Origin of the sequence: Micromonospora sp. AB353 (assembly GCF_049538395.1) — a bacterium.
In the GTDB taxonomy this organism is placed as follows: domain Bacteria; phylum Actinomycetota; class Actinomycetes; order Mycobacteriales; family Micromonosporaceae; genus Micromonospora; species Micromonospora aurantiaca.
Window position 1 is genome coordinate 1 of the sequence record NZ_JBMVFV010000129.1, and the last position, 10,550, is coordinate 10,550.

General features: G+C 73.7%; 11 protein-coding genes. 5 read left to right on the forward strand and 6 right to left on the reverse strand.

Annotated features, from left to right (window positions below; translation table 11 throughout):
• Positions 1–66: 66 nt before the first annotated feature.
• Positions 67–1,257 carry an MFS transporter gene (locus ACPCK6_RS28415; RefSeq protein WP_269698024.1) on the reverse strand — a complete coding sequence of 397 codons (1,191 nt, stop codon included), beginning with the start codon at positions 1,255–1,257 and terminating at the stop codon, positions 67–69.
• A gap of 153 nt (positions 1,258–1,410) precedes the next feature.
• Between ACPCK6_RS28415 and ACPCK6_RS28420 the strand changes: the two genes are divergently transcribed.
• A complete protein-coding gene (locus ACPCK6_RS28420) occupies positions 1,411–2,193 on the forward strand; it encodes an IclR family transcriptional regulator (protein ID WP_194802028.1) in 783 nt (260 codons plus the stop codon).
• 118 nt (positions 2,194–2,311) lie between these two features.
• On the opposite strand, the gene ACPCK6_RS28425 is transcribed toward ACPCK6_RS28420, so the two are convergent.
• On the reverse strand, positions 2,312–4,438 hold the full coding sequence (locus tag ACPCK6_RS28425) for a PhoX family protein (protein WP_423482733.1): 2,127 nt from the start codon (positions 4,436–4,438) through the stop codon (positions 2,312–2,314).
• 169 nt (positions 4,439–4,607) lie between these two features.
• Here ACPCK6_RS28425 and ACPCK6_RS28430 point away from each other — a divergent pair, with 169 nt between their 5' ends.
• Together ACPCK6_RS28430 and ACPCK6_RS28435 are read left to right on the forward strand one after the other, a co-directional pair.
• Entirely contained in the window at positions 4,608–5,177 is a 570-nt protein-coding gene (locus tag ACPCK6_RS28430; protein WP_013283619.1) for a sigma-70 family RNA polymerase sigma factor, read from the forward strand.
• Positions 5,174–5,863 carry an anti-sigma factor family protein gene (locus tag ACPCK6_RS28435; RefSeq protein ID WP_423482734.1) on the forward strand — a complete coding sequence of 230 codons (690 nt, stop codon included), beginning with the start codon at positions 5,174–5,176 and terminating at the stop codon, positions 5,861–5,863. The genes ACPCK6_RS28430 and ACPCK6_RS28435 overlap by 4 nt, the downstream gene beginning before the upstream one ends.
• Before the next feature lie 82 nt (positions 5,864–5,945).
• On the opposite strand, the gene rarD is transcribed toward ACPCK6_RS28435, so the two are convergent.
• The 4 genes from rarD to eccE all read right to left on the reverse strand — a co-directional run bounded on the left by rarD (position 5,946) and on the right by eccE (position 9,699).
• On the reverse strand, positions 5,946–6,872 hold the full coding sequence (gene rarD / locus ACPCK6_RS28440) for an EamA family transporter RarD (RefSeq protein WP_396882030.1): 927 nt from the start codon (positions 6,870–6,872) through the stop codon (positions 5,946–5,948).
• A complete protein-coding gene (locus tag ACPCK6_RS28445; RefSeq protein ID WP_423482735.1) occupies positions 6,869–7,357 on the reverse strand; it encodes a GNAT family N-acetyltransferase in 489 nt (162 codons plus the stop codon). Before ACPCK6_RS28445 ends, rarD begins: the two co-directional genes overlap by 4 nt.
• Before the next feature lie 104 nt (positions 7,358–7,461).
• Positions 7,462–7,848: a phage holin family protein gene (locus ACPCK6_RS28450; RefSeq protein ID WP_013283623.1), complete on the reverse strand. Its 387-nt coding sequence runs from the start codon at positions 7,846–7,848 to the stop codon at positions 7,462–7,464.
• Between the two features lie 48 nt (positions 7,849–7,896).
• The gene (eccE, locus tag ACPCK6_RS28455) at positions 7,897–9,699 is read right to left on the reverse strand and encodes a type VII secretion protein EccE (protein ID WP_423482736.1); all 1,803 of its coding nucleotides are present in this window, start codon (positions 9,697–9,699) and stop codon (positions 7,897–7,899) included.
• Positions 9,700–9,943: 244 nt separating this feature from the next.
• On the opposite strand from eccE, the gene ACPCK6_RS28460 reads away from it, so the two are divergent.
• Together ACPCK6_RS28460 and ACPCK6_RS28465 are read left to right on the forward strand one after the other, a co-directional pair.
• Positions 9,944–10,261 carry a WXG100 family type VII secretion target gene (locus ACPCK6_RS28460; protein ID WP_396882187.1) on the forward strand — a complete coding sequence of 106 codons (318 nt, stop codon included), beginning with the start codon at positions 9,944–9,946 and terminating at the stop codon, positions 10,259–10,261.
• Between the two features lie 20 nt (positions 10,262–10,281).
• Positions 10,282–10,550: WXG100 family type VII secretion target (locus ACPCK6_RS28465; RefSeq protein WP_423482737.1), on the forward strand; the 269-nt coding region annotated here is incomplete at its 3' end.

A 10,550-nucleotide genomic window follows, 5' to 3' on the forward strand; every position in this document is an offset into this window, starting at 1 on the left:
CGGCGTGTCGCGCCGCCAACTTCATGATCGACGCGCTGGGCCGGGCCGGGCCGGGTGGGGTGGGGGTCAGGCGGGAGTGGGGGTGGGGCGCAGGAGGCGGGCGCCGAGCAGCATCAGGACGGCGGCCAGGAGCATCGCCGTGGCCGCCGTCAGCCACATCGCCGGGTAGCCCGCCGCGCCTGCCAGCGCGCCCAGGCCGAGCGGACCGAGGCAGCCGCCCGCGTACACGCCGGTCTGGGTGATCGAGGTGGCGGCGGCCGGGGCCTGCGGGTGGAGCCGGACCACGGCGAAGTTCATCAGCCCCGGCCAGGCCCAGCCGAGACCGAAGCCGAGCACCACGCCCGCTACCAGCGGCGCCGAGCCGGCCACCGCGAGCAGGATCAGGCCGACCGAGCCGGTCAGCAGCATCCCGGCGATCAGCCCGACGTGCCCGCTGGTTCGCCGGTCGGCCAGCCAGCCGACGCCGACCCGGGCGAGCACGCACACCACGCTGCCCAGCGTCAGTGTCAGGCCGGCCAGGCCGGGGGAGAGGCCCCGCGCCGCCGCCGAGTCGACCAGGAACGTGCCGAGGGCGTTCGCCGCGGCGGCCGCCAGCGTCGCGGCCAGCCCGATCACCACGAGCGGGCCGGTGCCGCCCGGACGGCGACCGGAGGCGGTGCGGGCCCGCCGATCCCCTCCGGCGCGGGGTACGGCCGGCAGCACGGCGAGCGCGGCCACCGCGGCGGCCACGAAGGCCCAGCGCCAGCCGGCGGTGAGCGCGACAGTGGGCACCGCCAGACCGGCCAGCAGCGTGGCGGCCGGTACGGCGGCCTGCTTCACGCCGAACGACAGGCCCTGCCGGTGGGCGGGTACGTGCTCGGCCAGCGCGGCGTTGCTGGCGAGCTGCCCGAGGGCGTTTGCGGCGGCGCTGAGGGCCAGCAGGGCCACCAGGACCGGGTACGACCGGGCCAGCCCCGCCACCGCCAGCAGTGAGGCGGCGGAGAGCAGGATGGCGGCCCGGGCGACCGGAGCCGAACCGAAGCGCTCGACCAGGGCGCCGGAGGGCACCGAGGCGAGCGCGCTCACCCCGAAGTAGATCGAGACGGCCAGGCCCAGCCCGGCCGGGCTGAAGCGGAGTTCGCCGGCGAGCTGGACGGCGAGACCACCGACCAGGAAGACGGGCAGGACGCACACGATCGTGGTGAGGGTGGCGCCGGCGCCGACCGTGACGGCGTGCCGGGACGCCGGAGGGGCGGCTCGCGAAACTGTTTCAGTCATCGCGAGCACACCTTACGCCCGGACGTTTTGGCTGCTCATCGTGTCCGTCGACACACTGTCTGTGTCCGGTCTTCTGGCATCCTCCATCCGAACAGGCATTTCGCACTCGGCCGGTTTTTCATATGGTGTAAGTCCCCGGCGGCGGAGGTGGTTGTGCGCGACCCCTTGGCGGAACCTTCGGACCTGATCCGCAGCGTGTCCCGCGCGCTTCGAGTGCTCGAGTCGGTCGGCCGTGCGCCGAGAGGGCTCACCGTGAAGCAGATCGCCCGGCGCTGCGAGCTGACCGTCGCCACCACGTACCACCTGGTGCGCACGCTTGCGTACGAGGGCTACGTGATCCGGCGCGAGGACGGGACGTACATCGTGGGGTTGGAGGTGGCCGACCGCTACCGCGAGCTGGTCACCGCGTTCCGGGGGCCGCCGGCGGTCGGTGAGGCGCTGCGCCGCGCGGCGTCGGACACCGGCTGGAGCCACTACCTCGGCCGTTTCGTCGGCGGGCAGGTGGCGGTGACCGCGTCCGCCGAGGGGCCGCGCTCGCCCTACATGGAAGACCTGGTGCCGGGCTTCGACGAGGGCGCGCACGCCACCGCGCTGGGCAAGAGCCTGCTCGCCACGCTCACCACCGAACAGCGCTTCCGCTACCTGCGCGAGTACGGCATGCGCCCGTTCACCACGGCCACCCTCACCACGGTCGAGGCGTTCGAGGCGGACCTGGCCGCCGGTGACCGGCGCGGCATGCAGCTGGAGCTGGGGCAGTTCCGGCAGGGCGTGGCGTGCGCCGCGGTGCTCGTCAACCCGGACAAGGACATCGAGCGCCGGGTGGTGCTGGCGTGCGCGCTGCCCGCGGGCGAGATGATGACCTCGGCCCGGGTGGTCCGCGCCAAGCTGCTCACCGCCGCGCGCGCCATCGCCGACGGCATCGCCACCGAGAACTGACCCGCCGCGCGGGCCGATCGCCTGCGGATCGCCTCGGAGGACTGACGAGGGGCCGCCGACCTGGTGGGTCGGCGGCCCCTCGCGGGGCGGTCCAGCGCCGGACCGCCCCCGGGGTGGGTCAGCTACCGACCGGGCCGCCGTCGAGGCGCCAGGTGACCACCACGCCGGGCTTGGCGAAGTCGCCGTCCGGCCAGGTGGAGGCGGGGTTCTCCACCGACGCGCCGGTGACCTCACCCGGGTGCTGCACGGCCACGAAGACCGAGCGGTTGTCGCCGGTGATGAACGGGCCGCAGGTCTCCGCGCCGAGCGGCACGGTGAGGAACTGCTTCAGGTGGCCCCGCTCCGGACCCTCGACGGCGGTGGCGAACAGGCCGTCGTTGCTGCCCAGCGCGTTGCCGTCGGTCGAGATCCACAGGTTGCCGGTGGCGTCGAAGGCGACGTTGTCCGGGCAGGAGATCGGCGAGACCTTGGTCTTGTCGTACCCGGCGAAGTAGGTCGAGGCGTCGGCCGGATCGCCGCAGACGATCGGCAGCGACCAGGCGAAGGTCTCGGCGGTGTTGTCGCCGCGGTCCTCGACCAGCTCCAGGATCTGCCCGTGCCTGTTGCTGTTGCGCGGGTTCGCCTCGTCGGCGGGCGCCTTGCCGGCCTTGCCACGGTCGCTGTTGTTCGTCAGCGCCACGTAGACCTTGCCGGTGAGCAGGCTCGGCTCGACGTCCTCGGGGCGGTCCATCTTGGTCGCGCCGACCTTGTCCCCGGCCAGGCGGGTGAAGGTGAGCACGTCGGCGGCGGTCATGCCGTCGACGTACGAGCGGTTGCCGCTGACCAGCTTGATCCAGCGGCCCCGGCCGCCGAACCCGCCGTCGGCCGGGAGCGTGCCGGAACCGTCGATCTCGGCGGCCGGGCTGTCGCCCTCGATCTTCGCCACGTAGAGCGTGCCGGACTCCAGCAGCGTCAGGTTGTGCCGCCGCGCCACCGAGGACTGCCCCGGCATGAACTTCTTGTCCGAGACGAACTTGTAGAGGTAGTCGAAGCGCTCGTCGTCGCCCATGTACGCGACCACCCGGCCGTTGCGGGCCACGATGACGTTCGCGCCCTCGTGCTTGAACCGGCCCAGCGCGGTGTGCTTGCGCGGCTTGGCCTGCGGGTCGAACGGGTCGATCTCGACGACCCAGCCGAACCGGTTCGCCTCGTTGGGGTGCTTGGCCAGGTCGAAGCGCTCGTCCGCCCGCTCCCACTTGCGGCTGCCGCTGGGGTGGCGCACGTCGGTCGGGATGCCGTACCGGGCCAGCTTGGGCTTCTGCTCCTCCGGCGCGCCGTCGCCGCCGACGAAGTACTGGTTGAAGTTCTCCTCGCCGGAGAGCACTGTGCCCCACGGGGTGACGCCACCGGCGCAGTTGTTGAGCGTGCCGATCACCGTCCGGCCCTTCGGGTCGGCGGCGGTACGCAGCCACGCCGAGCCGGCGGCCGGGCCGGTCAGCTCGAACTTGGTGGCCAGCGCCGTGACCCGGCGGTTGTACTCGCGCCGGCCGCGCCGTACCGGCCGCCACTGCCCGGTGTTCTCCACCCGCTCCAGCTCGACCACTGACATGCCGTGCGCGGCCATCGCCACCCGTACCTGCTCCACGGTGAGCGCGTCCTGGCTGGTGAAGCCGGGGAACATCAGGTCCTCGTTCGTGTACTCGTGGTTGACCACGAGCAGCGCGCGCCGCCTGTCGATCGGCAGCACGCCGACGAAGTCGTTGTTGTAGCCGAACTGCTTGGACTGGGCGGCGGCGGTCTGCCGGCCCAGACTGAACGCAGGCGCGCCGGGCACGACCTCGTCACCCCAGCGGATCACGACGGAGTGGTCGTACCCGTTGGGGACCACGAGGGTGTCGAGCTTGTTCGGCGGGATCGGCTTGAACGTCAGCGCGCCGCTGCCAGGGCGGCCCGCGCCGGCGGGCGCCACCTCGCCGCCGGCGGGAACCGGCGGTGCGGCGGGTGCGGCGGCGGCCGGCGCGGCGCCGGCCAGCGCACCCGCGGCGGCACCGCCGAAGCCGAGCACCAGCGCGCCGACCGCGCCGGCCCGGACCACGCCGCGCCGGGAGATCTCGGTGTCGACCACATCGCCGAAGTACGGGTTGTCGGTCGGGTTCGGCACCGGGTGGTCACACGCGTTGCCGCACCGGTACAGACAGGTCATCGCGTCGCGGCTGCCGTGGCGGGTGCCACCCAGCAGCGGAAGCAGGCGAGGCCGGTCGCTCATGAGGTGGAGCCTCCTGATCTCAACGTCGGAAGGCGCGCGGGTGATCGGCTCGCGCGCTCACCCGCCGGACGCTGCCAGGGCACGGTGAGCGGCGATCGGCCCGGACCTGAACCGGACGTGAACAGCTCCGCGTTGACCTGCGGATGAACCGTTCGGCGTCACGGCACGTATGGAAGGGCGAACGCATCGCCGGTTTCCCCGCCGCCGGAAGCGAGGTACCGCCATCAGCGACCACGACGCCCAACTGCTGCGCGCGCTGCACGACGAGCATGCCGACGCGCTGTACGCGCACGCCCTGCGGCTCGTCAACGGCGATCGGCCCCGGGCCGAGGACCTGGTGCAGGAGACGCTGCTGCGCGCCTGGCGGCACCCCGAGTCGCTGGACCCGCGGCGCGGCTCGGTGCGCGCCTGGCTGTTCACCACCGCGCGGAACCTGGCGATCGACGCCTGGCGGCGGCGCTCCGCCCGCGTCGGCGAGGTGTACACGGACGAACTGCCCGAGACCGCGGAGACGGTCGACGAGACGGAGCGTGCGGTGGAGGCGTGGACCGTCGCCGAGGCGCTCAACCGGCTCAGCCCGACCCATCGGGAAGTGCTGGTCGAGTGCTTCTACCAGGGGCGTTCGGTGGCGGAGGCGGCGGCGCGGCTGGGCGTTCCACCGGGGACGGTGAAGTCGCGTACCCACTACGCGCTGCGCTCACTACGGTTGGCGCTGGCCGAGATGGGGGTGACCGGGTGACAGGCTGCGAGTTCGCGCACGACGACGGGGCGTACGTGCTCGGTGCCCTCGCTCCGGCCGACCGGGTGGCCTACGAGCGGCACCTGGCCGGGTGCGCGCAGTGCCGGGAGGCGGTGGCGGAGATCGCCGTGCTGCCCGGCCTGCTGGGGCGGCTCGACCCGGCCGGGCTGGAGCAGTTCCTGGAGGTCGGGCCGGAGACGTCGCGGGTGCCGGCGCTGCTCGACGCCGCGCGCGAGCGCAAGCGCCGCGAGCGGTCCCGCTCCCGCCGACGGTACGCGCTGACAGCGCTCGCCGCCGCCGCGCTCGCGGTGCTGGCGGGCGTCGGGGTGGGACTCGTGCAGTCGCCGGCCGAGCCGACGAAGTCGCCGGTGGCGCTGGCCTCGATGCGGCCGGTGGCCGGGACGGTGCCGGTGCACGCCGAGGTGGGGCTGACCGAGACGCCGTGGGGCACCGAGGTCACCATGCACTGCGGGTACGACAGGCGGGCCGGGCACCGGGAGGCGTACACGTTCCGGCTGGTGGCGCACGGCCCGGACGGCGCGACGGAGCAGATCGGCTCGTGGCTCGCCGCTCCCGGTGACGACCTGCGCTTCTCCGGCGTCACCCGCTTCACCAAGGGTGAGTTGGTCCGCCTGGAACTCCTCCGAGGCGCTGATTCCCCCGTCCTGGCCTACGACCTCCGCTGACCCTCCACCTTTCCGTTGATCTTGCACTTTCGGCCCTCGGTGCGGATGGTTCGTCCCTTTCGCCGGGGCGGACAGTGCCAGATCAACGAGAGGGGGCGGGGGCGGGGGTGGTCGGGGTGCGGGCGGCTACGCGGGTGCGGTGGGAGTGGCGCAGGGCGTCGGCGGTGAAGACCACCAGGGCGAGCCAGACCAGGGCGAAGCCGGCCAGCCGGGCCGGCGGCATCGGCTCGTGGAAGATCAGCACGCCGCAGCCGAGCTGAAGGATCGGCGCGAGGTACTGCAGCATGCCGACAGTGGACAGCGGTAGCCGGTTCGCCGCCCCGGCGAACAGCAGCAGCGGGATCGCGGTGGCGGCCCCGGCCAGCACCAGCAGCGCGGTGTGCCCGGCCGACACGTGCCCGAACGTCGAGTCGCCGCGCGCCGACAGCCACCCCAGGTACGCCATCGCGGGCAGCGCCAGCACCGCCGACTCGACGAACAGCCCTTCCGTGGCGGGCAGCGCGAGCCGTTTCTTGACCAGCCCGTATCCGGCGAAGCTGAACGCCAGGGTGAGCGCCAGCCAGGGCAGACGGCCGTAGTCGACGGTGAGCACCGCGACCGCGAGCGCGCCGACGCCGAGTGCCGCCCACTGCGCCCGGCGCAGCCGTTCGCGCAGCACGAGCACGCCGAACAGCACCGACACCAGCGGGTTGATGAAGTAGCCGAGCGCCGTCTCCACCACCCGGTCGGAGTTCACGCCGTAGATGTACGTACCCCAGTTGACGGCGATCAGCGCGGCGGCGAGCCCGATGCCGGCGAGCGCCCGCGGCCGCCGGGCCAGCTTGCGCAGGAAGCCGGCGTGCCGCGTGGCGGCCAGCAGCAACGCCACGAACGCCACCGACCAGAGGATCCGGTGCGCGAGGATCTCCACCGGCCCGGCCGGGCGCAGCAGCTTCAGGTAGATCGGGAAGAAACCCCAGATCAGGTACGCGCCGACGCCGTAGAGGTAGCCGAGCCGGAGCTGGTTCACCGCTCCACCGTAAGTGGTGGATCCTTATCTTGGTCCTTATCGGTGATCGGCGTCACCCGCTGATCCAACTCCATCCACCGATCCGCGGCGACCGGCTTGAAGCCGATCTTCGCGTAGACCCCGTGCGCATCGAGCGTGGCGAGCAGGATCCGGCGTACGCCCAGCTCGTGCAGGTGGTCGCGGACCGCACCGGTCAGCCAGGTGCCCAGCCCGCTACCCCGCTCGGCCGGGTCCACGTACACGTCGCACAGCCAGGCGAACGTAACCCCGTCGGTGACCACCCGGGCGACGGCGACCTGCCGGCCGTCACCCGGCCGGTAGACGCCGAAACCGATCGAGCCGGCGAACGCGTGCGCGACAGTCTCCCGCTCCCGTCCCAGCGCCCAGTACGCGTCGGTGGAGAGCCAGACGTGCACCCGGTCCAGGTCGATCCGGGCCGGGTCGGTGCTGATCTCGTAGCCGTCCGCGCGGGTCACTGTGAACACGCGGCCGAGGCTAGTACCACCGCCCCGCCCTCTCGCCAGCCAATTCCCTGCTACTGGCCTGGTGAGCCCGGCCGGCCGCCGTGGCGACCGGCCGGGGCCCGGCGTCAGTCGCGGTCGAGGACGGCGCCGAGGATCCAGGTGACGATGCCGACGAACAGTGCGCCCAGCACCGCCTCCGGCCAGAACCCGTCCACGTGGAAGGGCAGCCCGGCCTCACCGGCGATCCAGCTGGTGAGCAGGAAGAGCAGGCCGTTCACCACGAGCGCGATCAGGCCGAGGGTCAGCAGGTAGAAGCCGCACCCCACGGTCTTGATGATCGGCTGGAGCACCGCGTTCACCACACCGAAGATGACCGCGACGAGCACCAGCGTGATCACCGTCTCGGTGGCCGAGTCGGAGTCGAGCGAGATGCCCGGGATGAGCAGGGTGGCGAGCCAGAACGCCACCGCCGTCGAGCCCACACGAATCAGAAGACCCTTCAGGAAATCCATGGCCGGGATCGTGCCACGGACGTACCACCAGGGAAAGCAGCGTGGGCCTCAGCGTCGCGCCGGGCGACCGACCAGTTGCGACTCGACGGGAGTGGGCGAGAGCAGCGCCCAGCGCAGGGCCCGCCGGTTGACCACCGCCACCATGTCGTCCCGGATCCGGGTCAGCCACTCCGCGGAGCCGCCCAGCCCCAGCGCCGCGCCCGCCAGCGCGGCTTCGTCCGGGTCGAGCGGCTGGAGGATCGCCAGGTCCGCGCGGGCCAGCGCCTGCGTGTCGGCCGGGGTCAGCTCGTCGCGGACCACCAGGACCGACTGCCAGGCGGTGGCCGGGCCGGCCTCCGGCGGCACCGGGCCGGCGTCCACCACCACCAGCAGCGGGTGCAGCGGCGAACCGGGCGCGCCGCCGGCCGGACGACCGGGCGGAAGCAGCGGTACGCCCCCACCGAGCGTCCCGACACCCCGTACGAACGGCTCCCAGAACCGGGGACGGCCGGTCTGCACCACCACGCGCGCGCCGAGCGCCAGCGCCCGCAGCACGAGCAGTTGCGCCGCGGCGACGCCGCCGACGAGCAGCACCCGGGTCGTGGCCGGGCGGAACAGGCGGACGGTGAGCGCGGCACCGTGCCGGTTCGCGCCCACCATCAGGCCGGCGGTGGCAGGGGGCAGGTCCAGCGCGGGCGGAGGTGAACCGGCCGGGGACGCGGCCCCGCCGGTAATCGCCAGCGGCAGCGTGGCGGCCAGCCCGGCCAGGTGCTCACCGTCGAGCCGGCGCAGGTCGCCGCCGACGTCACCGGCGACCCGGCGCAGCGTGCGTTCCACGGTCGACAGCTCGGCCGCGCTCCCGGCCGCCACCCGTACCGCCAGTTCGGCCGGGACCGGCGTCGCGCCGACGCGCGGACCGGCGGTGAGTGCGACGGTGGTGGCGGTGGCCGGCAGCGCGAGCAGCCGTCCCACCAGCCCGCGCGCCGCCTCGCCGCGTGGATCCGGCCACCGGCGCAGACGCCAGGTGGCCTGCGCCAAGCCACCGACGGTGAGCAGCGGCCAGGTCTCCCGCACCGGGGCGCCGGCCTCGTGGTGGGCCAGTTCGGCGATCACCCGCAGCGCCGCGTCGCCGCCCAGCGGCCGTGCGGTGAGCGGGCCCAGCCGGCGGACGAGCCGCCGCAGGGTGCCGGACAGCGCCCGCAGCAGATCCTCGTCCGGCCAGCCGTCGGCGCGCAGCACCTGGACGGCCAGCACCACCCGGGTCCGCCCGGCCACCCGGCCGTCGGTGAGCTGGCGGTACGACGTACCCGCCGGGCCACCCGCGACGGCGGGCGCGGGTGCGGGCGACGCCGAGAACACCAGCTGCAACCGGACCGCGGGGGCGTCCGGGCCGGCCGGGGGAAGCAGGTCGAACGGCGTGGGCAGCTCGGGCGCGTGGTCGCCGAGCAGGTCGTCCGGGTCGCCCAGCTCCAGCAGCGCGGTCAGGCCGGCGGCGTCGTGCACCACTGCCGCGCCGCCGGACGCCTCCGTCGCGCCGACCACCGCGCCCGGCCGGAGCAACTCCAGCAGCGCCGCCGGCTCGGCCGCCGCCGGCAGGGCGCGGCGCCGGGTCAGGTACGCGGCGGCGGTGACGAGCCACTCGTGCAGCCAGCGGCCACGCACCCGCACCCAGGCGGCCGGCAGCAGCAGGGCCGCCGCCAGCAGCGAGACGGCCGTCGGTACGACACCTCGCCCGGCGGCCGCCACCAGCACCGCCACCGCGACCTGGGTCGCCACGATCTGACCGGCGCGCAGCCGCGCTGACGGCCGGCTCGTCCACTGTGGTGCCCGGACCGGTACGGACGCGGGCCGCTCCGACGTACTGGCGGTCACCGCACCTCCTCGCCGGGCCTCGGCGTGACGCTGCCGTGGCTCATCGTAGTGGGCGAGTTGTCCACAGGGGAGCCCGAAGGGGTAGCAGAACCGAAGTCGGACGGCTACCGTCAGCGACGAAATCGTCGAGTTGCGTGTCCGCCGCCGCCGGGCTTCCCCTTCACCGGCCCCGGACCCCCGCCGACGAGTCCACGGTGGTCACACGGTGGCCAGCCACGACCGAGGAGACGAGGTGACGTCCGGGATGTCCCAGACCCAGGCAGAAGCCGCGGTGATGCAGCAGACCGCCGCGAAGTTCGAGCAGGTCGACCAGTCGCTCCAGACCATGCTCAGCGGCCTGATGGCCGAGCTGGAGGTGCTGCAGCAGGCATGGCGGGGCGCCGGTGGGCGCTCGTTCGCGCAGGTCAAGCAGCAGTGGGCGCAGGATCAGGCCGCCCTCCAGCGGGCGCTGCGCGAGACCGCCACCGCGATCCGCAGCGCCGGCCGCCACTACGACGCCTCCGACACCGAGGCCGCCGGCCGGGTGGCGGGCACCAACCGCGGCATCCAGCTGCCTCTCTGACAACCGGAAGGATCGAACTCATGGAGCACGGTGTGCTGGTCGTCAACTTCGCCGCCCTGCAACAGGCGGGCGCCGACATCCAACGGGCGCTGTCCACCCTGGAGAGCCAGCTCGGTCAGCTCGAACGCGACGCCGCCCCGCTGGTGGCGAGCTGGAACGGCGAGGCCCGCGAGGCATACGAGGTGCGGCAGTCCCGGTGGCGGGCCGCCTCGCAGGACCTCCAGGCGATGCTGCGCGACATCAAGCTCGCCGTGGAGGACTCCGCGGCCGACTACCTCGACACCGAGAA

Coding starts and splice junctions, on each gene's coding strand:
- ACPCK6_RS28425 (WP_423482733.1), bottom strand. CDS start 4,438: ATGAGCGACCGGCCTCGCCTGCTTCCGCTGCTGGGTGGCACCCGCCAC.
- ACPCK6_RS28460 (WP_396882187.1), top strand. CDS start 9,944: ATGTCCCAGACCCAGGCAGAAGCCGCGGTGATGCAGCAGACCGCCGCG.
- ACPCK6_RS28430 (WP_013283619.1), top strand. CDS start 4,608: ATGGAAGGGCGAACGCATCGCCGGTTTCCCCGCCGCCGGAAGCGAGGT.
- ACPCK6_RS28450 (WP_013283623.1), bottom strand. CDS start 7,848: ATGGATTTCCTGAAGGGTCTTCTGATTCGTGTGGGCTCGACGGCGGTG.
- ACPCK6_RS28415 (WP_269698024.1), bottom strand. CDS start 1,257: ATGACTGAAACAGTTTCGCGAGCCGCCCCTCCGGCGTCCCGGCACGCC.